This is a genomic window from Pseudomonas sp. LBUM1656, assembly GCF_059716065.1.
Window position 1 is genome coordinate 3,005,729 of the sequence record NZ_CP166800.1, and the last position, 21,820, is coordinate 3,027,548.

Consider the following 21,820-nt stretch of genomic DNA (forward strand, 5'->3'; position numbering starts at 1 on the left):
ATCAAGTGTGGGAAAAGTCGTTGGCCGAACCGAGGTAGCGCACGACGACTGCCCGGTAGTTGCCGTCCAGCGAATAACCCGCCACGACGATGCCTCCATCCGCCTGAACAGCCACCGACGTGGCGGTGTCCAGGCTGCGGCCCAGACGGGTGCGAACCCAGCAAGTGCCCTCGGCAAAGCCAGGGTCCAGCTGTCCGCCAGGTAAATAGCGGGCCAACAGGAAGTCGGCTTCAACTCCACCAATCGTGGCGCCTACCGCCAGTACCCGGCCGTCCGGCTGGAGCTGGGCGGCATTCCACTGGCAACCGCTGCGACCGATTTTCAGCAGGTGTGGCTGGCCACCGTTGCAATGAACGTCCGGGCGACCGTTGCTGTGCAGTTTCAGCGCCAGGCTTTGCATCGGGTCGCGACAGCTGCCAAAACACTGCAAATCACCATTTTCCTGCTGGACGATCTGGCTGACCTGAACGCTGTGTCCCTGAACACTGAAGGTCATGAAACCATCGACGGCGAAGTGGTCATCGAGGCTGCCGTCGCAGAGGTAACGCGCCAGCAAGCCTTCTTCGGGAAAATTGATCGATCCGCCGACCATGATCCGACCGTCTCGCTGCACCATCAGGCTGCTGAGCCAGGAGTTCATCAGCAAATGCCTGACCATGACAAAACCGCGGCCATTAAAAGAGTCATCGAGCTCGCCGGTGTCGGTGAGACGAATCAGCAGGCCCACGTGATCGGCCAGTTCGAAATGGTGATTGGCCAGCAGCAGGATGCGGCCGTCAGCCTGTACCTGCACATCGCAGGCTTCAGCCCCCGGTACGCCGGGAGGAAGCCAGGCGTCGCGCACGCCTCGTGACAGATTCCCCGGCAAACGAATGACGCAGCACCCATTGTCGCCAAAGCCCCTGACCAGATGACCTTGCGAGTCGAACATTGCCAGCGCCGGCAGTGTCCGGTGAGCGTCTTCATAGTGCAGGCCAGCGACCAGGATGTTGCCGTCGTCCAGGACCAGGACCTTGCCCGCCATGGCCTCAAACCCGCGCTGGAATTGCCCGATGACACTGCCGCAGGTGCCGAACGCCAGATCCGCCGACCCGTCTTCAAGCAAGCGAGCCAGGCCAAAGCAATGGCCGCCCCGTGTGCCGACTTTCGCCGCCACCAGAATGCGGCCGCTGGAGTCGATCGCTACGCTGTTGGCGATGCTCGACGTGCTGGCGGCGAAATACACTTGGGTTTTGCCGTTGGCGGCGAAGCTTTTATCGAGGTGGCCGGCCGTGTACTGCGCCGCAGGTAGGGCAAAAGCAGTCTGGTTTGGCATGCGCGCGTCTCCTTGCGAGCTGACCGAAACCCGGGGACCGGGAGGGCAACTGCGTGTGCAAAACATTCAATCCCTGAACGCACGATTGCACAACTGTCACAACTAACGGGTGGAGGGTCGCTTTGTGCCAGAACAGTGTCTTTTCGAACCACTGACAAGCCTGCCAAGCAATAAAGCAAAAGATCGCAGCCTCGTTTCACTCGACAGCTCCTACATGGAATACGTTTTCCCTGTAGGAGCTGTCGAGTGAAACGAGGCTGCGATCTTTTTACGCTTTAAACGCCGAATCTCTTAGTGCGGCATGGACCAGGATTGCAGCGTGTAGCCATCCTCGCTCAGTTCAGCGCGAGCTTCTTCAAGAATGTGTTCAAGTTGCGCCGGGTCGGTATACGCACTGCATGGTATTTGTGTGCGGCCGAGAGGGGTGCTGGTGCGATCGATCACCGTCAGGCAGAGTTCGCCGTTACCGTCTTGTGGGGCCCAGGCTACGCATTGAAAAGGTTGAAATGCGCGGTCGGCAATCAAAAGAGCTTCGTTGATACGGAGCGGGGCGGTCATGGGATCTTCTCTCTATTATGCCCAATCAAGTGACAGGCCGTCGGTTGGGCTCACCGTTCGGCTGGTTACTTGTACTGATGCCCTCAACCGGGGGTCAGGTCACACCTCAATCAAAAGAAATTTCAACTTTCTTTCATATACTCAATGCAGGGCGATTTTTGAAAGCTGAATGAAAGGTTGAACTCGTTAGGTAACTAACAAACTCTTTCTTATAACTAATAACGCGACGTCCCTATAGTCAAACGGTACAAGGTGGCGTCAAATTCTTGCTAATGTTACAGCCAGATCCGCCAAACGACTGTTTTTAATAATATTTCCTAAAGTTTGGCGTCAAGGAACAGTCATGATCGAAACGCCTGCGTTACGACGTCTGTTAGTGGTTGACCCCTGCGACGACTGTCATCGTCTGTTGCCGGGTCTGCGCTCTGTGGGCTGGGATGTTGACAGCTGTTCCCTGGAAAATGCCGGCGACCGAACGTGCGACGTTGGCCTGTTGCGATTACAACCCTTTCATCTTGAACGCCCGGAAGCTGTCAAAGAACTGATCAGTCGCAGCGGTACCGAGTGGATCGCCGTCCTCAACCAGGAAGTCCTGCGCCTGCAAAATGTCGGTGACTTTGTCTGCGAATGGTTTTTTGACTTCCACACCTTGCCGTTTGACGTCTCTCGGGTGCAAGTCACGCTGGGTCGGGCGTTCGGCATGGCGCGCTTGCGCGGGCAGGGCACGATTCATATCGATCAGCCAGAGCACGAGCTGCTCGGCGACAGCAAGCCGATCCGCGAACTGCGTAAATTACTCAGCAAGCTGGCGCCCACCGAGTCTCCGGTATTGATTCGTGGCGAGAGCGGTACCGGAAAGGAACTGGTGGCCCGCACGCTGCATCGACAATCCCAGCGTCACAACAGGCCTTTCGTGGCAATCAACTGCGGGGCGATTCCCGAACACTTGATCCAGTCCGAACTGTTTGGTCACGAGAAAGGCGCCTTTACCGGCGCCCACCAACGCAAGGTCGGCCGGATCGAAGCGGCGAATGGCGGCACACTGTTTCTTGATGAGATCGGTGACCTGCCACTGGAATTGCAAGCCAATCTGCTGCGCTTCCTGCAGGAAAAACACATCGAGCATGTCGGCGGCAGCCAGCCTATTCCGGTGGATGTGCGGGTATTGGCGGCGACTCATGTCGACCTTGAGGCGGCGGTCGAGAAGAAAAGCTTTCGTGAGGATTTGTACTATCGCCTGAACGTGCTGCAAGTCGTCACTGCGCCACTGCGCGAACGCCATGGTGACTTATCGATGCTGGCCAACCACTTCTCCCATTTCTACAGCCATGAAACCGGCCGCCGCCCTCGCAGCTTCAGCGACGACGCCCTGATTGCCATGGGCAAACATGACTGGCCGGGCAATGTTCGCGAGCTGGCCAACCGGGTCCGTCGCGGGTTGGTACTCGCCGAGGGCCGGCAGATCGAAGCGCGAGACCTGGGGTTGCTCAGCCAGCACACGATTCCCGCACCGATGGGCACGCTGGAAGACTACAAGACCCGCGCTGAACGCCAGGCGTTGTGCGATGTACTCAACCGCCACAGCGATAATCTGAGCATCGCCGCCAAGGTGCTGGGGATCTCCAGGCCTACCTTCTACCGTTTGTTGCACAAACATCAGATCCGTTAGACGCAAGATCAAGAGGTCGCAGCCTCGTCTCACTCGAGCTGCTACAGGATGAACGCATTCCCATGTAGCCGCTGTCGAGTGAAACGAGGCTGCGAGCTTTTTAGGTTCCACACACACAAACATATAAAAGCCCCGCCGGGATTGAAGTCCCGGCGGGGCTTTGTTGTTGTGGATCAGAAGTAGTACGGGAATTTCAGGCTGAAGGAAAAGTCTGGCGAGTCATCGGTCAGGCCGATGGCAAGGTTGGGTACGATCGTCAGGTTGTCGGAGGCGGCCAGGGTCATGCCGATGTTGAAGTTGGCCGAGTTGTAGTCGCTGTTGGAGATCGACTGCCAATCACCACCGTCCGGCCTGATCTTGCTCTTGCGGGCGAACTGATCGGTGAACGAGAACGACATACTCATCTTCTCGTTCAAGGCGAAGGCAATGCCGGCGCCGATCTGCCAGGAATCGCCCAGCTTCACGTCCCCTTTCACCTTGGAACCGACCTGAGGGCTGATGTCGCTGAAAGAGTCCTGCATGTTGTAGGTGTAGGACAGGCTGCCGAACAGCACGGCAGGGTCGAAGGTCTTGACCAGCGAGATACCCGGGGTGATCGCCCAGACACCATTGCCGGTCGGCAAATCCTCGGGGACCGAGAGGTTATCGTTGGTCGGGTCGCTGACCAGCTTGATGCCGTAAGGGTCCTTGCCTGTCGGTGCCTTGACGCGCAGTGTAGCGACCGCGTCGGGCAGGTTGGCCGACTCATCCAGAAATTTGTAGGCAACGCCGACGTTCACATCGCCGATGGTCGGGTCGCGGGTAACGGTTGCGTCCGATGTCACGGGGCCTGCGCCACCGGCACCACCGGAGGAATACGTTGATTCGCGATAAACCACGGGGACGTTGATGTCGAACTGCCAACGTTGAGCCACGTTGTACCGGGCGGTCAGGTCCAGGGTCCAGTTGTCGGCCTTGATGCGGTCGAGGTTGATGTTGCCGAGGAAAATCGAGTCCAGTGCCAGGAAGCCGTTGAGCGTTAGGGCTCGGGTATCGTAGTGCGTGTAGGTCAGGCCGGTTTCGACGCTGAACTTGCCGCCACCGAAGAAGCCGCTGGCTTCGTCATACAGGTTGGAAACGCTTTGCGCAGGCTCCGAATCGTCCTTGAGCGATTGGCCGTAGGAACTGCCAGTGGTGCCCGGCGCACCGGCGGCCACAGCCTGGCCACCCTTGGTGCCTTCGGCGGGGGATTTGGTGAGGCGTTTGGGAGCCGGTGTTGCCGGTGCTTCTTCGACTTGGCGAACGCGTTGCTCGAGTACCATCAACGCGTTCTGTTGTGCTTCGTAACGCTGTTTCAGCTCCATGAGTTCTTGTTTTAGGATTTCGACCTGGGGGTCCGGTGCTGCGTATAGCATTGAGGCCGGGGCCAGGCTACTCAAACATACCAAAGCTCTGAACGTTAAAGATCGTTGCATGGGTTAGCCGTCCCTTCTGACTACATCTGATGAGACTGAGCGTAGATCAGAATCCGAGAGTGCGAAGACCTTTGAGCTGGTCCAGATTGCCGCTCACCGACCCGGCTGACGGCACGTTGTCACGTAGCACGACATTGAAGGATGTGAGGTTGCGGACCTGGTTGCTACTGCCGAGCAAAGTCGTGTTCTGCATCAGTCCACCCTGGGCCAGGCGTTGTACGGTACTGCCCTGGTTGTTGTTGGCCACGATGTTGAATTGCACACCCGTACCGGTCGAGGAAACGCTCATTGAGCCCGCGCCATTGTTGCCGATCAATGTCGAGCCTGCGGCCAGTGCCTGGCCCTGCTGTTGGGTGGCTGGCGCCTGATTGGCTTTTGTGACGTTGATGTCGACGTTGTTGTAGGCCGTATTATTGTCGCCGGCAGCCCGCACGACCTGGGTGACGCCTTCGGTGGTGTTGAGGCCGCTGCCGCCAGTGACGGAACCGGTGCCGGTGCTTTGCGAGCGCGCTGAGCCATTGCCTTTTTCATCGATCATCGACACATAGAACTGTGGCTTGATGGTCGATTGTTGAATTTGCATCGTGGAAGTTGCGCCGATCACTTCACCGTTGGCATTTTGCCAGGTGCTGGTCATCGCAATGCCGAAGCTGATGATGCGTCCCGGCATGACATAGCGGCCTCGCAGAGTCGCCAGTTCCTGATCCTTCAATTCAATGGGTTTGAACGTCTGTGCCTGGGTTGGCAGGCTGGCGGCCATGCAAACCACGGCCAGCCAGAATGGAGTCTTCATTGGATGCTCCCGGAGCGTCATGCTCGCTTGTTATTAGAAGAAGTCGCTTTGGATAAATCCAAAATCCATCAACTCTGCGTCCTGCACCGGGTTGAAGGCGTTGACGCGGTTCCTGGCGGTCAGTGGCATGGGCGGGTCGAGCAACGCGTTGGTTTTGTCGTAGCCCTGGCCAATGACGGCAAAGATGATGCCGTTCCAGCCTTTTATGAAGTCGTCGACTTTGTAACGTTTATGGCCGAGTACCGGATCGCCGATATAGACCCAGCCTTGATGGACTCTTTGCATGACCACAAAATGTTTGTAGCCACGGATATCCATGAGTACTACGACCGGAATTCTGATATCGCTCAACGTTTCCGGTGCTACCCGATAGCCGCGGGCGCGCATGCCGATACTTTCCACGTAACGCTTCATGTCGAGCATGGAGAAGCCCTGGACGCGGACAAGGTCTTGATCGGAGTGAGCCAGCATGCCTTCGATGATCTGTTCTTCATTCACGTCGAGCCAATAGGCTTGGCGCAAAATGGTCGCCAGCGCCGCTGCGCCGCAACTGAAGTCGGTTTTCTGTTGCACCAGGTCGGAAAATTTACGCTCGCGTACGCTCTGGATCGGCTTATACACAATTGCACCGCCCGGAAGGATGGAAAGCGGCATTTGTGCAGCTTCGATCACGCTGGCCAAGCAAAGCAAAAATGCCAAGGCGATTATGCGCATGGTGAGACGCCCTCTGGTGGTGTTGAAAAAGGCCCCCGTAAGGGGGCCTCCAGAGACAGCCATTAGAACGAGTTGTTGGAAATGGCCAGCGAGTTGCTTTGTTGGTTGCCCACACCGGCAGCCACGTTGACGCCCAGGTTGCCGCTGCCGCCATTCACCGAACCTGTCAGGGTTGCAGTGTTGGTCACAGGGTTGGCCCAGCCAGTTGGAGTCAGCACTTGATAGGAGTAGGTGTTGCTCAAATCATAAGAGCTGCTTTCACTGTAGCTTTTCGCTTTGTCATACGCAGACTCGGACGATTGACTGCCCGATTTTTCGTACGAGGAGTCAGACGACTTCGTGTACGACTTGTCGTACGATTTTTCGAACGACGAATCGCGAGATCTGTCGTACGAGGAATCGCGCGATTTGTCGTACGAGGATTCGTGCGATCTGTCGTACGATTTGTCTATCGATGCATCCAGCGTCGCGTCGAGCGATGCGTTAAACGATGCGTCGGAAGAACTGCTGCGAGTGCGGTCGCCCCAGCCATTGTTGACGGTAGAGGAGTTGGAAGCCGCCGCAGTAGCATCCAGCGTAGCGTTCAACGAAGCACTCAACGAAGCACTCGAAGAACCGCTTGCACTGCTGCTGTTGGATCCGCTGGCATTACTGCTGTTGGAACCGCTCGCATTGCTGGCGCTGGAACCGCTTATATCAACGCTTTTTGATCCGCTGGCGTCATAGCTTTTGGAACCGGCTTTGTTCCAGCTGGAAGAAGCGCTTTGACTGCCGCTTGCTTCAAACGACTTATCTTTGGAGAAACTGCCGCTCGCCGTATTGGTAACGGTGATGGTATCCACACGATAAGTCCGGTCTGCATTGTTATTCACAATCAGGCCAGGGCCTTGTTGATCGGCAGAAGCGGTGGCTGTTGCGTTACCGAGTGGAGCATTGGTATTGGCAATGGCCATGGTGTTTTTCTGTTGGTTCAGGTCGCCGCCGGCAATGTTGATGCCCATATTGCCGCTGCCGTTATTGCCCGATCCGCTCATCGCGCCAGTGTTTGTGACGCCGTAGTTGTCCACCCGGTTGTTGTTGCTGTATTGCCGGACGCTAGCGGTAGCAGAGGCAGTGCCGAACACGAAGCTGTTATCCAGACTGGAGTCTGAAGCAGCGTTTGCGATGGCGGCCGCGTTGTCTTGTTGGTTGCCGGCGCCGGCTGCCACGTTGACACCGACGTTGCCGCTGGTGCCCGTGGCAGAGCTGCTCATACTTGCGTCGTTGACAGTCCCTTCGTTACGGATGCGGTTGCCGGTGCTGCTCTGGTTATCCCAGGCATTGGCAGTCGCGTAAACAGGGATCTTTGTTGGAGGAGGGGTGTGTTGACCACCGTTATGATGGCCACCATTGTGGTGGCCATTATTACGGTCGTTTTGCCCAGCTTGTACAGCAACAGCCATGACCGCAGCAATTGCGAAAACCAGAGGCTTGATTGCCATCGAAGGTTTCATGGTGATTCTCCGTACTTATTTTAGGTTAAGTGTTGTTACCTACCTTTTGGGTCAATTCGCGACCCGTACGCTTAGGGTGTTGGCCGTTCGGTTTCCCACCCCGGCGCTCTGATTCAGCTGGATCACCCCACGGCTACCGGTGAATGCCTGGTCACTGGTAGTGACCTGGCGATAGCCTGGTGCAGAGTCAGTTGGATCGGAGTTGTTGAGCAGCGCCACGTTCTGTTGCATGAGGACGCTGTCGTCGATGCTTTGCGGCTGCGTACTGATGCTGATACGCAGTGCGTTGGCTTGCTGGTTGCTGGCGCCCGCACTCTGGTTGACACCCAGTACGCCGTTGCCGTGACTGAAGGAGTCGCCCTGAATGTTGGATTGGGCATCCATTCTGGGGTCGACAACGGTGCGCAAACGCTGGCGAATTTGCGTGGTCGCACTGGCATTGGTACCAATGGCGATGGCCCGGGCGTTGGCCTGTTGCTGAAAATCGCCCGCCGCCTGGTTGACCGTGAGGTTGCCTTGGTACTGCATGCCCGAACCGTCGATGTCGGCGTTATTGATGACGGGAGGTTGGGCAAAGGTCGATGCACTGCAAAACATGGCGAGAATCAGCAGCGTACGATTCATCTTAACGGTCTCCCGTTATGATTTTCAGAGCACCCAGGCCTTGCTGGATGTTGGAATTGACCATGTTGGCAATACCATTGCCCGAATTTCCCGAACGTCCGGCAGGGAGGTTGGAAAGTTGGGTCTGGTTGCTGATATTGCCGCCCAGGTTGTTGGTGTTTTGAGTCACCAGGCGGTTGATGCCTGCACCACTGGCGACGTTGGCAAAGTCGCCGTCGCTCAACTCGTTCGTTTGCTGCAGGATTTGTCTGGACGGGTTGGCATTGACGGTCGTGGGGTTAGGGTCGGGGATGACCGGCGGGATGGTTGCGTTGCGGGTCTGGACATCACGTTTGATAGTAATGATGCCGTTGTCAGCCTGTACCGGCAGGCAAACACCAGATCCGAGTGCACATCCGATTAGCAGTAGGCCATAGATGCTTCGATCAAATTTCCCCACGGCGGCAATTCCTTCTGTAATTGAAACGCTGGCCCTTATCAGCGTTGCGAGGTAGAGAGCAGAAGGTGTGCCGCTTTCTGTTTTTCTTTCAAAAACAGTTGGTTGGCTTTAATTGTCGGGGGGGTCAAAAAAATTATGTAACGCCACTGAGACAGAGCCACGCAAAAACGCCGTCCATGCGGGCAGCCGTGCTCGCTAAGGGCATTGAAGGCAGGTTGTATCACCGGCTTAACGTTTTCTTGCGCAAACGCTCGGGCCGCTTTAGATCGGGGGTTTGCGCAGGAAGGGATGTTTCAGGAATGGACAGTTGCAGCGGGGCGAGGCGCCCCGATCAAGTGTTAAGCAAGCGCGTCACAGCCTCGAATGCCGCGTCCTTGCGCTGTTGCCAGTCACCTTGCAGTACCTGGCAAGGCAGGCGGTGCAGGTCAAGCCAATCGCGGCTGGCCTGGAAAAACGCCTGGCGCTCTACCAGTTGCGGTTGGCAACGCTGACCGTCGTCATGCCAGGCCACGGTTTCCGGGCTCAGCAGCAAATGCAGGTCGTAGTGCCGTGCCAGCAATGCAGGTTCGATCCATGCCGGGCAAGCGCCAAACAACGTGCGACTCCAAAGGATATTGCTGAGTAGGTGCGTATCGAGAATCAGCAGTGACGGTTGCCGGGCACGTGCTTCGTCCTCCCACGTAAGCTGGCCATGAGCTATCGATGTAATGTCATCGTAGCGGGTTTCTCGGGCTTCGCTTTCGATAAAGTGCCGAACGTACTCATTGACTAATATGCCGCCAAAATTGGCGTGAATCTCGCCCGAAAGCCAGCTTTTACCGCTCGATTCCGGGCCAGTGAGCACCAACACCTTCATGCGTGCAAGGCCGGGTCAGCGCGCCATTCACGCCAGCCTTGTACGGCGAGCAACAGGAACAGCGCATAGAGGGCAGCGGTCAGGTACATGCCTTTATAAAGGAACAGCCCGACGAAAATCACATCAAGGACTACCCACAACGGCCAGCATTGCACGCGCTTTTGCGCCATCCATAGTTGCGCCACCAGGCTGAACCCGGTCAACGCGGCGTCGAGCCATGGCTGAGCGGCATCGGTCCAGTGCGCCATTGCGGCACCCAGCAGCAGACTGCCGATGGCGCCAGCCGCAAGGCCCGTTGCGATCGATTTGCCATCGAGCCGGCTGACCTGCCGACCGCTATTCGCTTCACCCGCGCGGGTCCATTGCCACCAGCCGTAAATCTGCAGCGCGGCGTAGATCACTTGCAGGAGCATGTCCGAATACAGCTTCACTTCAAAAAAGATCCAGCTATAAAGCAGCACCATGACCAGCCCGATCGGCCAGCACCAGGGGTTCTGTTTGACCGTCAACCAGACGGCAATCACGCCGAGGGTAGCGGCAAACAGTTCAAGCCCGGACATGGAGGTTCCTTGGGGAAAACGAAAGAGGGGGGCGGATTGTACCGACAGACGCCGCCAAGTAGAACCGACTCACGCGGCCTGTAGCAGCTGCCGAGCAGCGCGAGGCTGCGTTCGGCGACGCAGTCGTCGTGAAATCAGCCCCCGCGGTGCATCAGTAAAACCGTGTTCGCTGGGTTTACGACGACTTCGTCGCCGAACGCAGCCTCGCGCTGCTTGGCAGCTGCTACAAGGGCGTTTTTACACGCGGAACTGCTTGAGCAGGCTGTTCAACTGCTCGCTCAAGTCCTTGAGCCGCACGCTCGCCACACTCGACTGCTCCGCCGCCAGCGCGGTGCTGTGGGACAAGCCTGCCGCCTGGGTGACGTTCTGATTGATGTCTTCAACCACATGGGCTTGCTGCAGGGTCGCGCTGGCGATCGATGCGTTCAGCCCGTTGAGGTTGCGCAACGCCTGGCCGATTGCATTCAGGCTGGCGCCGGCCAGGCCGGCCTGTTCAATGGTCAGTTGCGAAGCCCGGCTGCTGTCGCCGATCACTTTGACCGCCGCTTCGGAGTGGGTTTGCAGGCGTTCGATCATCGACTGGATCTCTGCCGTGGACTTCTGCGTACGCTGGGCCAACAGGCGCACCTCATCGGCCACCACCGCAAAGCCTCGACCTTGCTCACCGGCCCGGGCCGCTTCGATGGCTGCGTTGAGGGCCAGCAGGTTGGTTTGCTCGGCGATGGAGCGGATCACCTCCAGCACGCTGCCAATCTGGTTGCTTTCAGCCGCCAGGGTACGAATCACCTCAACCGCTTGATCAATGGTGCCGGACAGTTTGTCGATCTGCTGCAAGCTGCCATCAATGTTGATCTGCCCCTGCTGTGCCTGGGATTCGGCATCGCGCATTTCGCTGGCGGCATGCTCGGCATTCTTGGCCACGTCCTGCACGCCGTAAGTCACTTCGTTAATTGCCGTTGCCACCAGTTCCATTTGCTGGGATTGCTGCTGGCTGCGTTGCTGGGCCTGGGCGGCGTCGTTACCCAGTTCGCTGGACGACTGGCCCAGGGCGCTCGCAGACACTTGCAACTCACTGATCACCCCACGCAGTTTGGCGGTGAACGCATTGAAGTGCCGGGCCAACTGAGTGACTTCGTCCTGGCCATGGGTGTCGAGGCTGCGGGTCAGGTCGCTTTCGCCACTGGCGATATTGGCCATGGCGTTCACCGTGGCCTGGAGCGGACGCACGATGCTGCGAGCAATCATGATCACCAGCAACGCCATGATCAGCGCAATCACCAGGCCGACGAAAGAAGCCTTCAAGACCTGGGCATGGAACTCCGCCTGCATGTCATCGATATACACGCCGGAGCCAATGACCCAACCCCACGGCTCGAACAGTTTGACGTAAGAGGTTTTTTCAACCGGATCGCTGGCGCCCGGTTTAGGCCAGCGGTAATTGACCGTGCCGGCGCCCTTGGCCTTGGCGACGGCTACCATTTCGTTGAACAGTGCAAAACCGTCCGGGTCGCGGATCGCCGAGAGGTTCTGGCCGTCGAGTTTGGGGTTGGCCGGGTGCATCACCATCACCGGCGTCAAGTCGTTGATCCAGAAATAGTCGTTCTGGTCATATCGCAGCCCGCGCACGGCGGTCAGCGCCTGCTTCTGCGCGGCATCGCGGGTGAGCGTGCCGGCGGTTTCCAGGCCGTGGTAGTAAGTCAGGATGCCGCTGGCGGTCTGCACCACGTGCTGGGTTTTCTGGGCCTTGGCCTGGTAAAGGTCATCATGGATTTGCTTGAGCATCAACACGCCCAAGGTCAATAACATCACCACCGACACGATCAAGATGAGCCACAAGCGTCGGCTGATCGACACACTGCGCAAGCTGTTCATAACGCTGTCACTCCGATTTCTTTTTCTTGTAATAAACGATTGCCAGCATCCAACCACGCTTTGCCGGTCGGGCATATGCGACCCAAGTCTCATTACGCGGCAGCGTTATCGAGGCTTGTCTGATAGGATTTCGGCCCCGCGCGGAAAAACCTGAATCCAAGTTGATTTTTCACGGAATTTTTATGGCTCCGTCTGGATCCTTTGCGCGCGGGACTTCAGCTACGCTTGGCGCGATGAACGCTTAAAAAACTAATGGGGCATGCCTTGGCGCATCGCCTTTGGGGGATTGATGGAACTTTGGACCGCCTTGCAGGCATTGATTCTTGGGGTTGTAGAAGGGCTGACGGAGTTTTTGCCCATTTCCAGTACCGGTCACCAGATTATTGTGGCGGACCTGCTCAACTTCGGTGGCGAGCGCGCCATGGCCTTCAACATTATTATCCAGCTCGGGGCAATCCTGGCGGTGGTGTGGGAATTTCGCCGCAAGATCTTTGACGTGGTCGTCGGCTTGCCGACGCAACCAAACGCCCGCCGTTTCACCGCAAACCTGCTGATCGCTTTCCTGCCGGCAGTGGTATTGGGGGTGATTTTTGCCGATCTGATCCACGAATACCTGTTCAACCCGATCACCGTTGCCACGGCATTGGTCATAGGCGGTGTCGTGATGTTGTGGGCGGAAAAGCGTCAGCATGAAGTGCATGCCCACACAGTCGACGAAATCACCTGGAAAGATGCTCTGAAAGTCGGCTTTGCCCAGTGCCTGGCGATGATTCCCGGGACCTCGCGTTCGGGCTCGACCATCATTGGCGGCTTGCTGTTCGGGTTGTCGCGCAAGACGGCCACCGAGTTCTCGTTCTTCCTGGCAATGCCGACCATGGTCGGTGCGGCAGTGTACTCAGGCTACAAATACCGTGACCTGTTCGTGCCGGCTGATCTTCCGGTGTTCGCGATCGGTTTCGTCACCGCGTTCATCTTCGCGATGATTGCCGTCAGAGGTTTGCTGGTGTTCATCGGCACTCACAGTTACGCGGCGTTCGCCTGGTATCGCATCGCGTTCGGCCTGTTCATTCTGGCCACCTGGCAGTTCGGTTGGGTCGATTGGGCCGCTGCACGCCCATGAATGACTCCAGCGCGCGCAACCACTCCGGACGCCGGTCCGGGGGCGAGCGGTTTCAGCATCCACGGTTGAAACTGCTGGTGTTGGCGGTCCTGTGCGCGCTGCCGCTGACGGGCTCGGTGTCGCTGTGGCTTCACGGGGTTTCGCTGATTCCCCTGGCAGCCTACGGCGTCGTCAGCGTGCTGGCGTTCTTTCTGTACTGGAGCGACAAACGCAAGGCGCGCGCCGACAGCTGGCGGCCCCCGGAGAACGTGTTGCACGCGGTGGAGCTGGCGGGCGGTTGGCCGGGTGCCTTGCTGGCCCAGCAGATGTTTCGGCACAAGACCCGCAAGGTTTCGTTTCAGCTGGTGTTCTGGCTCATTGTGCTGATGCACCAGGTGTTCTGGATTGACCAGCTGTTCCTTGGCGCCCATCTGTTTGCATTGTTCTAAAGCAGCAGACTGACCTGGGTGCGCTTGGGCAGCTTGTTCACCACCAGTTGGTGGGAACGTTTCAACAATTGCTGCAGCTCCTCGGCACCCAGCGGGTAGGGCGTTTGCATGATGATCCATTGCGCCCGCGCCAGATACGGCGCCGGGTGGATGCCCGGTCGGTCGCAATGCCCGAGGAACAGGTCCTTGTCGACCTTGAAGGCCAGGGAATCGCCGCGCAGGTTCTGCAAGGCGAACATCTTGTTCCCGGCAATCGAAAACACCCGAACGCCTCCCCATTTATAGTCTTCCCGCGCGCCGGGTAGTGCGAGACAGAATTGCGCGACGTCCTCTTCGCTCATGCGTCCAGCCTTCATATCAATCGGTCCCCACAGGCATTGAATGATTCGATCAAATGGTCGATCCAGGCACGCACGGCCGGCATCACCCCGCGCCGATGAGGGTAGACCGCTTGCAGCCAGCCGCCAGGCAACGACCAGTCGGGCAGCAACTGCACCAGCGAGCCATTTTCCAGCTCCTGTTCGCAATACATCATCGGCAGCATCGTAAAGCCCTGGCCGGCTAGCGTGCAGGCCTTGCGCACGATGAAATCGTCGATGCCCAATCGCGCTTCCAGACTCAAGTCATAGCTTTTGCCCTGTTGATCGAGCATGCGGATGTGCACCATGCGGTCGGCCTCCAGCGCGCCGAGCACCGGCAAAGTCTTCAGGTCTTCGGGGTGTTTGATCTCACGTTCGTGCAGGAACGCCGGACTGGCGACCATCGCCATCTGTGCCTGACGCAAGCGACGGGTCACCAGCAGCGGATCTTCATCGCCCAAATCACGGACCCGCAACGCGACATCGACGCCTTCAGTGACCAGATCGACCCGGCGATTGATCAGCATGACTTCCAGTTGAACCTGAGGGTATTTTTCCAGGAATTTGCTGATCACCGTCGGCAGCATTTCGTGAGCCAGGCCGACGGGGCAGGACACCCGCAAGCGTCCCCGGGGTTCACTGGACATGCTGGCCACGGCCTCATCGGCCATCTCGGCTTCCAGCAACATCGCCTGACAGTGCCGCAAGTAGCGTTCGCCCACTGCCGTCAACTTGAGCTGCCGGGTCGTGCGTTGCAGCAGGCGTGCGCCGAGGCGTTCCTCCAGCTCGGCGATGCGTCGCGACAGCCGGGACTTGGGAATCCCCAGCAAACGCCCGGCCGCTGCGAAGCCGCCGGCTTCGACCACCTTGGCGAAATAGTAGAGGTCGTTGAGGTCTTGCATGATTGGAGATCCGATTGTTCTATCAGTGGGACGAACTATCGCATTGTTGCAGGCTAATCAGCTATTGGTTTCATCTGTAGGATCCTCCCCATCAGATCGCCCGGTGGCGATCCTCACCTGGAGATCCCTTATGAAACTGTTGCATATCGATTCGAGCATTCTTGGTGACAACTCGGCTTCCCGTCTGCTGAGCAGCGAAGTCGTCCAAGCCTGGCAGGCCGCCGAGCCATCCGCCGTGGTGACCTACCGCGACCTGGCCGCTGATGCCATCAGCCATTTCTCCGCCACCACCCTGGTTGCCGCCGGCACCACCGCTGAACTGCGCAACGCCGCGCAACAGCACGAAGCTGAACTGAGCGCCACCACCCTGGCCGAATTCCTCGCTGCCGACGCCGTTGTCATCGCAGCGCCGATGTACAACTTCACCATCCCGACCCAACTCAAGGCCTGGATCGACCGCATCGCCGTTGCCGGTCAGACCTTCCGCTACACCGAAGCCGGCCCTGAAGGCCTGTGCGGTGGCAAGAAAGTCGTGATCGTTTCGACATCCGGCGGTCTGCATGCCGGTCAGGCGACTGGCGTTGCCCACGAAGAGTACTTGAAGGTGCTGTTCGGCTTCATCGGCATCACCGACATCGAGTTTGTCCGCGCCCATGGCCTGGCCTACGGTGACGAAGTGCGCACCAAAGCCATGAGCGACGCTCACACGCACATCAGCGAGCAATTGTTCGCCGCTGCGTAAGACTTGCGTAAAGAGCTCAAACAGCTCAGGCACCACCCAAAAAACTCTGTATTCTGATCACGCAAGTGCCAGATACGGAGTTTTTTGTTTCTGGCTATTACAGATTGTGGCCCAGGTTATGCAGTCGAGGGTCACCGACTCCGGTCCAGTAACAAGGTGGGGCATCCCATGGTGCGTCTTTGTGCAACGTTTCTGATTTGCCTGCTCAGCAGCCTGAATTCAGTGCACGCCGCGCCAGCGCCGCATCCTCACTGGAGCGTCGGCTTCCATGAAATGAGCTTCCTCGACCCGCTGGATTTGCAACCGATGCGCGCCATCGCGTTCTATCCCTCCAGCGACCGGGAACACACCAGCAAAATCGAGGGTTACACCGTCGAAGCCGGCGAAGACACCCGCGTCGCCATGGGTCGTTTCCCGATGCTGATGCTGTCCCACGGCAACACGGGAACCCCGCTGGCGCTGCACGACCTCGCCACCTCGCTGGCGCGCAAAGGGTTTGTGGTGGTGGCGGTGATCCATCCCGGTGACAACTCCAAAGACCACAGCCGTCTCGGTACGTTGAGTAACCTTTACGGCCGGCCCATCCAGATTTCCGAAGCCATTACCGCGACCCTGGGCGATCGCATGCTCGCGCCGTTCGTCAACGCCGATCAAGTCGGCGTGATCGGCTATTCGGCGGGGGGCGAGACGGCGTTGATCCTGTCCGGCGCGACGCCTGATCTGGATCGTCTGCGTCGCTACTGCCAGGAACGCCCGGAGGACCGCGATGCCTGCAACACCCAAGGCGAACTCATTGTCGATCGTGACGACTTGCAACCGGTGGCAGATCCACGGGTGCACGCGTTGCTGCTGATGGCGCCGCTGAGTTTGAAGTTCGGCCGCCACACACTGGCCGACGTACATGTGCCGGTGCTGCTCTACAGCGGGGATGGCGACAAACTGGTGGCGTTCGACAAAAACGCCGCCGCCCTGGCGCGCAAACTGCCGATTGCCCCCGACTTCAAATTGCTGGCCGGGGCAGGGCACTTCGTGTTCATGGCGCCTTGCAATGAAGAGCAGATCGCCGCCATGCCGGCGCTGTGCACCGATGCCGACGGCGTCGACCGCGAGGACATCCATCGCAACATGGTGTCCGAAGCCGGGCGGTTTTTCTCCCATGCGCTGGGCAAGCCCACCCGGGCCGGGATGCAGACCGCTGATCAGTAATCGCCACCGATTTGTGTAGCAGCTGTCGAGCCTGCGAGGCTGCGTTCGGCTGCGCAGCAGTCGTGAAATCGAGCTCCGCGGTGTTTCAGACAAAATGTAGATGCAGATTCTGCGACTGCTGCGCAGTCGAACGCAGCCTCGCAAGCTCGGCAGCTGCTACAGGAATAGCGCTCTCTCAGGTTGTTGCGCGGCGTTTGAGCAAGAGGGTCAAACCGAGTCCGGCCACCGACAACATCGCCGCACTAAAGAAAATCCACGAATACCCAAGGTTCAACGCCACCGCGCCCATCAACGGCCCGGCAATCGCCAGGGCCAGATCAAAAAACACGGCATAGGCGCTCAAACCCGCACCGCGACTGGAGTTGGGCACTTGCTTGATCGCTTCCACGCCCAGCGCCGGGTACACCAGCGACAGACCGAATCCGGCCAGCCCCGCGCCGATCAGCGCATAAACGGTCGAGGGCGCGAGCCACAGCAGCACCAGGCCCACGGTTTCAATGCTCATGCAGGCGATGGCCGAGGTGAAGCCACCGAAGCGGCTGATCGCGGAGATAAACAGCAACCGCGACACAATAAAGCAGATCCCGAAGACCGTCAGGCACCAGGCCGCGCCGGCCCAGCCACGGCTGACGTAATACAAAGTGATAAAGGTCGTCAGGGTGCCGTAACCGATGGAGGCCAGGCTCAAACTCGCACCAAACGGCGCAATGCGCCCAAACACCGCCCAGAATGGCAGGCGCTCGCCGCGAATCACCGGTACCGAAGGTTTGTTGCGGATCAGCAACAGCGCGGCCAGGGCCAGCAGCGACAGCGCGATCCCCAGGCTGGCAAAGCCGTACTCGGCGACCATCACCACGCCCAGCGGCGCACCGATCGCAATGGCGCCGTAAGATGCAATGCCGTTCCACGAAATCGAACGCGCGGTGTGCTCCGCACCGACCTGGCCCATGCACCAGCTGATCGTGCCCACGCCAATCAAGCCCTGGGCAATGCCGAGCAACAAGCGGCCGGCAATCAGGATCAACAGGCTCAGCAGTGGAAAGCTTTGCAGCAGCGTTGAGATCAACGTCAACACGCCACTCAACACGATCCCCGACAAGCCGTAAACAATCGCCCGTTTGGTCCCAATGGTGTCCGACATACGCCCGGCCATCGGGCGGCTGAGCAAGGTGGCCAGGTATTGGGAGCCGATGGTCAATCCAGCAATGATCGCGCTGAAACCCAGTTGTTCATGGACATAGCCCGGCAACACCGCAATCGGCAGGCCGATGCAGAGGAAGGCAATAAAGGTATAGAAAACGATGGAGACGATCTGCAGGGTGATCGCCATGGAGCTTTGCGGTGGCAGTTGCTGCGCAGACATGAGGGCTCGTTCGCGGGCGGCGGTGGGAGAGTTGCATCATGGCTTGGGTGTGAAATAAAAGGAAGCAGGCTAACTATATCGAGCCTCGAATTTTGCGATGCTACTGAGGGCCTCTTCGCGAGCAAGCCCGCTCCCACATTTGAAATGCGTTCCCTTGTGGGAGCGGGCTTGCTCGCGAAGGTTTCAGCACCAGAACATCCTTAAGTCCTGAAATGCAAAAAGCCCCGTCACAAGGACAGGGCTTTCATTTATAGCAAACGCTTAGAACACAACGCCCTGGCTACGCAGGTAGTCATCATAAGTGCCGCTGAAGTCGATCACGCCACTTGGGCTGAGTTCGATAATGCGGGTAGCCAACGACGATACGAACTCACGGTCGTGGCTGACGAAGATCAGCGTGCCCGGGTAGTTTTCCAGCGCCAGGTTCAGCGCCTCGATGGATTCCATGTCCAAGTGGTTGGTCGGTTCGTCCATGATCAGCACGTTCGGCTTTTGCAGGATCAGCTTGCCGAACAGCATGCGACCTTGCTCACCACCGGAGATGACCTTGACCGACTTGAGGATCTCGTCGTTGGAGAACAGCATACGGCCGAGGGTGCCGCGAACGATTTGCTCGCCGCCCTGGGTCCATTGGCCCATCCAGTCGAACAGGTTGCAGTCGTCTTCGAAGTCGTGCGCGTGGTCCTGGGCGTAGTAGCCCAGTTCCGCGGCGTCGGTCCACTTCACGGTACCGGCATCCGGGGTCAGTTCGTTGACCAGGGTGCGCAGCAGGGTGGTTTTACCGATACCGTTCGGGCCGATGATCGCCACGCGTTCGCCAGCTTCAACCTGGAAGCTGAAGTCCTTGAACAGTGTCTTGCCGTCGAAGCCTTTGGCCATGCGCTCGACGATGACCGCCTGACGGTGCAGTTTCTTGGTTTGTTCGAAACGGATGAACGGGCTCACACGGCTCGAAGGCTTGACCTCGGCCAGCTGGATCTTGTCGATCGCCTTGGCGCGGGAAGTGGCCTGCTTGGCTTTCGAGGCGTTGGCCGAGAAGCGGCTGACGAACGATTGCAGCTCGGAAATCTGCGCTTTCTTCTTGGCGTTGTCCGACAGCAGTTGCTCGCGGGACTGGGTCGCCACGGTCATGTACTCGTCGTAGTTGCCCGGGAACAGGCGCAGCTCGCCGTAATCCAGGTCAGCCATGTGGGTGCACACGCTGTTCAGGAAGTGACGGTCGTGAGAGATGATGATCATCAGGCTGGAGCGCTGGGTCAGAATGTTTTCCAGCCAGCGGATGGTGTTGATGTCCAGGTGGTTGGTCGGTTCGTCGAGCAACAGCACTTCAGGATCGGAGAACAGCGCCTGGGCCAGCAATACGCGCAATTTCCAGCCTGGGGAAACCTCGCTCATCGGGCCGAAGTGCTGCTCGATGCCAATACCCAGGCCCAGCAGCAATTCACCGGCGCGGGATTCGGCGGTGTAGCCGTCCATTTCGGCGAACTCGGTTTCCAGCTCGGCCACGGCCATGCCGTCTTCTTCGGTCATTTCCGGCAGCGAGTAGATACGGTCGCGCTCGGCTTTAACCTTCCACAGCTCTTCGTGACCCATGATCACGGTGTCGATGACGGTGAATTCTTCGTAGGCGAACTGGTCCTGGCGCAATTTACCCAGGCGCACGTTCGGCTCGAGCATGACCTGGCCACCGGACGGCTCGAGGTCGCCGCCGAGGATTTTCATGAAGGTCGACTTGCCGCAACCGTTGGCGCCGATCAGGCCGTAGCGGTTGCCCGCGCCGAATTTGACCGAAACGTTTTCGAATAGCGGCTTGGCGCCGAACTGCATCGTGATGTTAGCTGTAGAGATCAAAGGTTTTTCCTGCGAAGCATTCAGAGTAGCTAGGGTTGCGGCAGTACCGATTCAGTACCCGTTTCCGGTATCCGAACCACGGGAAATGCATCCCGGTCAGAAGCGGAAGGTCCATCTGGCAATAAGTGGACAGCAGCATATGGAGCGCTTGGCCCGAGTCGAAGTGCGCTGAGGCGGGGTTCATTCCCGTCATCAACCAAGGGGGGCGCGTAATGTTTGGCGGCGATTGTACTGGTCTGGCTCTTTAAACGATAGGGCGTTGAGGTCGCGCGGGCACTTTGGCGGCATCAGCGGACAGATTTTCACATTTGAAGGTTAACTATTGGTTACAAAATGAGACTAATATGCCATTTTTCTACCTGATGCCGACTATCGGCAGGCTCTAGGACGGGCCACTCGGGAACGCTCTTTCGTATTCAGACGCTGCACAAGATCCCAGGGCTTCGAGGCCTGGAGGGAAGCAGTTTGTTCACCTCTGACGTGTGACGATTTCTGTGAAACTGATTATTGCCGCTATTTATGTAGTATCCATTGCCTACGTCCACCTGCGTGGTCGGGTGCGCCACAAGCTGGGCCGCCAACTGAGCGATCACTCGTCGTTTCTCGCGCCGATCAATTGCTTCCTTTATCTGTTCTCGAAAATACCCAACAAGCCTTATCTCGACCCGGCGGATTTCCCGGACCTGAGTCCGTTGCAGGAGCATTGGGAAGAAATTCGCGCGGAAGGCCAGAACCTGCTTCGGGCCGGGGAGATCAAGCGCTCGAACCAATACGACGACGTCGGTTTCAACTCGTTCTTCAAGACCGGCTGGAAGCGCTTTTACCTGAAGTGGTACGGCGACAGCCATCCTTCGGCGACGAAACTCTGCCCGCGTACCACTGAGCTGGTGCAAAGCATCGGTTCGATCAAAGCCGCGATGTTCGCCGAGTTGCCGCCGGGGTCCAAACTGGTCCGTCACCGCGATCCCTACGCCGGTTCTTACCGTTATCACCTGGGCCTGGAAACGCCGAACGATGCCGGTTGCTACATCAACGTCGATGGCGAGAACTACCACTGGCGCGACGGTGAAGCAGTGATGTTCGACGAGACCTTCATCCACTACGCCGAAAACACCACCCAGCAGAACCGCATTATTCTGTTTTGCGATGTCGAGCGTCCGATGAAGTATCGCTGGGCGGCGGCGTTCAACGGCTGGTTCAGCCGTAACGTGATGTCGGCGGCCGGCGCGCCGAATGATGCGGGTGACAAAACTGGCGGCATCAACCGCCTGTTCGCCAAGATCTACAAGATTCGTTTGCGGGGCAAGGCGCTGAAGAAGCGTAATCGCAAACTTTACTACCTTGAGAAGTGGGCGATTTTTGGTGGGTTGCTGGCGTTTTTTGTCTGGATCTGAATTCTGCGTCGCCGCTTTTTACGCCATCGCCAGCAGGCTGGCTCCCACAATGAAATGCATTCCAACTGTGGGAGCTAGCCTGCTGGCGATGGGGCCGGTAGATTCTCC

Annotated in this window: 21 protein-coding genes and 1 pseudogene; 6 read left to right on the forward strand and 16 right to left on the reverse strand. The window is 58.3% G+C overall.

Going from position 1 to position 21,820, the window contains the following annotated elements; all coding sequences use genetic code 11:
- Position 1: 1 nt before the first annotated feature.
- Entirely contained in the window at positions 2 to 1,315 is a 1,314-nt protein-coding gene (locus ACA072_RS13760) for an NHL repeat-containing protein (RefSeq protein ID WP_497624767.1), read from the reverse strand.
- 291 nt (positions 1,316 to 1,606) lie between these two features.
- Entirely contained in the window at positions 1,607 to 1,873 is a 267-nt protein-coding gene (locus ACA072_RS13765; protein WP_497624768.1) for a DUF1652 domain-containing protein, read from the reverse strand.
- 343 nt (positions 1,874 to 2,216) lie between these two features.
- Between ACA072_RS13765 and ACA072_RS13770 the strand changes: the two genes are divergently transcribed.
- Positions 2,217 to 3,542, forward strand: coding sequence for a sigma-54 dependent transcriptional regulator (locus ACA072_RS13770; protein WP_497624769.1), 1,326 nt, complete (start codon positions 2,217 to 2,219; stop codon positions 3,540 to 3,542).
- A gap of 173 nt (positions 3,543 to 3,715) precedes the next feature.
- Here ACA072_RS13770 and fapF read toward each other — a convergent pair whose 3' ends face one another.
- From fapF to ACA072_RS13820, 10 genes and pseudogenes are all read right to left on the reverse strand, one after another.
- A complete protein-coding gene (gene fapF, locus ACA072_RS13775; protein WP_497624770.1) occupies positions 3,716 to 4,996 on the reverse strand; it encodes a fibril amyloid transporter FapF in 1,281 nt (426 codons plus the stop codon).
- 46 nt (positions 4,997 to 5,042) lie between these two features.
- The gene (gene fapE, locus ACA072_RS13780; protein WP_497624771.1) at positions 5,043 to 5,789 is read right to left on the reverse strand and encodes a fibril amyloid subunit FapE; all 747 of its coding nucleotides are present in this window, start codon (positions 5,787 to 5,789) and stop codon (positions 5,043 to 5,045) included.
- Positions 5,790 to 5,822: 33 nt separating this feature from the next.
- Positions 5,823 to 6,503 (reverse strand): fibril amyloid maturation endopeptidase FapD, encoded by a 681-nt coding sequence (gene fapD, locus ACA072_RS13785; protein ID WP_497624772.1) that lies wholly within the window; start codon positions 6,501 to 6,503, stop codon positions 5,823 to 5,825.
- Between the two features lie 62 nt (positions 6,504 to 6,565).
- The gene (gene fapC, locus ACA072_RS13790) at positions 6,566 to 7,996 is read right to left on the reverse strand and encodes an amyloid-like fimbrin subunit FapC (protein ID WP_497624773.1); all 1,431 of its coding nucleotides are present in this window, start codon (positions 7,994 to 7,996) and stop codon (positions 6,566 to 6,568) included.
- 51 nt (positions 7,997 to 8,047) lie between these two features.
- Positions 8,048 to 8,620 carry a fibril amyloid subunit FapB gene (gene fapB / locus ACA072_RS13795; RefSeq protein WP_497624774.1) on the reverse strand — a complete coding sequence of 191 codons (573 nt, stop codon included), beginning with the start codon at positions 8,618 to 8,620 and terminating at the stop codon, positions 8,048 to 8,050.
- 1 nt (position 8,621) lies between these two features.
- Complete coding sequence (gene fapA, locus ACA072_RS13800) at positions 8,622 to 9,059, reverse strand: functional amyloid chaperone FapA (protein ID WP_497624775.1); 438 nt, start codon at positions 9,057 to 9,059, stop codon at positions 8,622 to 8,624.
- 331 nt (positions 9,060 to 9,390) lie between these two features.
- Positions 9,391 to 9,915, reverse strand: coding sequence for an AAA family ATPase (locus tag ACA072_RS13805; protein WP_497624776.1), 525 nt, complete (start codon positions 9,913 to 9,915; stop codon positions 9,391 to 9,393).
- Positions 9,912 to 10,475 carry a nicotinamide riboside transporter PnuC gene (gene pnuC, locus ACA072_RS13810; protein ID WP_497624777.1) on the reverse strand — a complete coding sequence of 188 codons (564 nt, stop codon included), beginning with the start codon at positions 10,473 to 10,475 and terminating at the stop codon, positions 9,912 to 9,914. The genes ACA072_RS13805 and pnuC overlap by 4 nt, the downstream gene beginning before the upstream one ends.
- A 237-nt stretch (positions 10,476 to 10,712) precedes the next feature.
- Complete coding sequence (locus ACA072_RS13815; RefSeq protein ID WP_497624988.1) at positions 10,713 to 11,447, reverse strand: methyl-accepting chemotaxis protein; 735 nt, start codon at positions 11,445 to 11,447, stop codon at positions 10,713 to 10,715.
- Between the two features lie 123 nt (positions 11,448 to 11,570).
- Positions 11,571 to 12,440, reverse strand: a pseudogene (locus tag ACA072_RS13820) (cache domain-containing protein); the annotation flags it as partial.
- A 196-nt stretch (positions 12,441 to 12,636) separates the two neighbouring features.
- Here ACA072_RS13820 and ACA072_RS13825 point away from each other — a divergent pair.
- Positions 12,637 to 13,467: an undecaprenyl-diphosphate phosphatase gene (locus tag ACA072_RS13825; RefSeq protein WP_497624778.1), complete on the forward strand. Its 831-nt coding sequence runs from the start codon at positions 12,637 to 12,639 to the stop codon at positions 13,465 to 13,467.
- A complete protein-coding gene (locus ACA072_RS13830) occupies positions 13,464 to 13,895 on the forward strand; it encodes a DUF1294 domain-containing protein (protein ID WP_497624779.1) in 432 nt (143 codons plus the stop codon). Before ACA072_RS13825 ends, ACA072_RS13830 begins: the two co-directional genes overlap by 4 nt.
- On the opposite strand, the gene ACA072_RS13835 is transcribed toward ACA072_RS13830, so the two are convergent.
- Both ACA072_RS13835 and ACA072_RS13840 read right to left on the reverse strand, forming a co-directional pair.
- Positions 13,892 to 14,251 carry an MmcQ/YjbR family DNA-binding protein gene (locus ACA072_RS13835; protein WP_497624780.1) on the reverse strand — a complete coding sequence of 120 codons (360 nt, stop codon included), beginning with the start codon at positions 14,249 to 14,251 and terminating at the stop codon, positions 13,892 to 13,894. The two genes, ACA072_RS13830 and ACA072_RS13835, sit on opposite strands and share 4 nt — an antisense overlap.
- Complete coding sequence (locus ACA072_RS13840; protein WP_497624781.1) at positions 14,248 to 15,156, reverse strand: LysR substrate-binding domain-containing protein; 909 nt, start codon at positions 15,154 to 15,156, stop codon at positions 14,248 to 14,250. The genes ACA072_RS13835 and ACA072_RS13840 overlap by 4 nt, the downstream gene beginning before the upstream one ends.
- A 130-nt stretch (positions 15,157 to 15,286) precedes the next feature.
- On the opposite strand from ACA072_RS13840, the gene ACA072_RS13845 reads away from it, so the two are divergent.
- Both ACA072_RS13845 and ACA072_RS13850 read left to right on the forward strand, forming a co-directional pair.
- Complete coding sequence (locus ACA072_RS13845; protein ID WP_497624782.1) at positions 15,287 to 15,898, forward strand: FMN-dependent NADH-azoreductase; 612 nt, start codon at positions 15,287 to 15,289, stop codon at positions 15,896 to 15,898.
- 168 nt (positions 15,899 to 16,066) lie between these two features.
- Complete coding sequence (locus ACA072_RS13850) at positions 16,067 to 17,104, forward strand: alpha/beta hydrolase family protein (RefSeq protein ID WP_497624783.1); 1,038 nt, start codon at positions 16,067 to 16,069, stop codon at positions 17,102 to 17,104.
- A gap of 175 nt (positions 17,105 to 17,279) precedes the next feature.
- Here ACA072_RS13850 and ACA072_RS13855 read toward each other — a convergent pair whose 3' ends face one another.
- Together ACA072_RS13855 and ACA072_RS13860 are read right to left on the reverse strand one after the other, a co-directional pair.
- Entirely contained in the window at positions 17,280 to 18,467 is a 1,188-nt protein-coding gene (locus tag ACA072_RS13855) for an MFS transporter (RefSeq protein WP_497624784.1), read from the reverse strand.
- 261 nt (positions 18,468 to 18,728) lie between these two features.
- The gene (locus ACA072_RS13860) at positions 18,729 to 20,318 is read right to left on the reverse strand and encodes an ABC-F family ATPase (RefSeq protein ID WP_080943075.1); all 1,590 of its coding nucleotides are present in this window, start codon (positions 20,316 to 20,318) and stop codon (positions 18,729 to 18,731) included.
- Between the two features lie 494 nt (positions 20,319 to 20,812).
- Here ACA072_RS13860 and lpxO point away from each other — a divergent pair, with 494 nt between their 5' ends.
- On the forward strand, positions 20,813 to 21,712 hold the full coding sequence (lpxO, locus tag ACA072_RS13865; RefSeq protein WP_497624785.1) for a lipid A hydroxylase LpxO: 900 nt from the start codon (positions 20,813 to 20,815) through the stop codon (positions 21,710 to 21,712).
- Positions 21,713 to 21,820 lie beyond the last annotated feature (108 nt).

Excerpts from the sequence above, each read along its gene's own strand:
- ACA072_RS13760 (WP_497624767.1), bottom strand. The coding sequence starts at position 1,315 with ATGCCAAACCAGACTGCTTTTGCCCTACCTGCGGCGCAGTACACGGCC.
- ACA072_RS13765 (WP_497624768.1), bottom strand. The coding sequence starts at position 1,873 with ATGACCGCCCCGCTCCGTATCAACGAAGCTCTTTTGATTGCCGACCGC.
- ACA072_RS13770 (WP_497624769.1), top strand. The coding sequence starts at position 2,217 with ATGATCGAAACGCCTGCGTTACGACGTCTGTTAGTGGTTGACCCCTGC.
- fapF (WP_497624770.1), bottom strand. The coding sequence starts at position 4,996 with ATGCAACGATCTTTAACGTTCAGAGCTTTGGTATGTTTGAGTAGCCTG.
- fapE (WP_497624771.1), bottom strand. The coding sequence starts at position 5,789 with ATGAAGACTCCATTCTGGCTGGCCGTGGTTTGCATGGCCGCCAGCCTG.
- fapD (WP_497624772.1), bottom strand. The coding sequence starts at position 6,503 with ATGCGCATAATCGCCTTGGCATTTTTGCTTTGCTTGGCCAGCGTGATC.
- fapC (WP_497624773.1), bottom strand. The coding sequence starts at position 7,996 with ATGAAACCTTCGATGGCAATCAAGCCTCTGGTTTTCGCAATTGCTGCG.
- fapB (WP_497624774.1), bottom strand. The coding sequence starts at position 8,620 with ATGAATCGTACGCTGCTGATTCTCGCCATGTTTTGCAGTGCATCGACC.
- ACA072_RS13805 (WP_497624776.1), bottom strand. The coding sequence starts at position 9,915 with ATGAAGGTGTTGGTGCTCACTGGCCCGGAATCGAGCGGTAAAAGCTGG.
- pnuC (WP_497624777.1), bottom strand. The coding sequence starts at position 10,475 with ATGTCCGGGCTTGAACTGTTTGCCGCTACCCTCGGCGTGATTGCCGTC.
- ACA072_RS13815 (WP_497624988.1), bottom strand. The coding sequence starts at position 11,447 with ATGGAACTGGTGGCAACGGCAATTAACGAAGTGACTTACGGCGTGCAG.
- ACA072_RS13825 (WP_497624778.1), top strand. The coding sequence starts at position 12,637 with ATGGAACTTTGGACCGCCTTGCAGGCATTGATTCTTGGGGTTGTAGAA.
- ACA072_RS13830 (WP_497624779.1), top strand. The coding sequence starts at position 13,464 with ATGAATGACTCCAGCGCGCGCAACCACTCCGGACGCCGGTCCGGGGGC.
- ACA072_RS13835 (WP_497624780.1), bottom strand. The coding sequence starts at position 14,251 with ATGAAGGCTGGACGCATGAGCGAAGAGGACGTCGCGCAATTCTGTCTC.
- ACA072_RS13840 (WP_497624781.1), bottom strand. The coding sequence starts at position 15,156 with ATGCAAGACCTCAACGACCTCTACTATTTCGCCAAGGTGGTCGAAGCC.
- ACA072_RS13845 (WP_497624782.1), top strand. The coding sequence starts at position 15,287 with ATGAAACTGTTGCATATCGATTCGAGCATTCTTGGTGACAACTCGGCT.
- ACA072_RS13850 (WP_497624783.1), top strand. The coding sequence starts at position 16,067 with ATGGTGCGTCTTTGTGCAACGTTTCTGATTTGCCTGCTCAGCAGCCTG.
- ACA072_RS13855 (WP_497624784.1), bottom strand. The coding sequence starts at position 18,467 with ATGTCTGCGCAGCAACTGCCACCGCAAAGCTCCATGGCGATCACCCTG.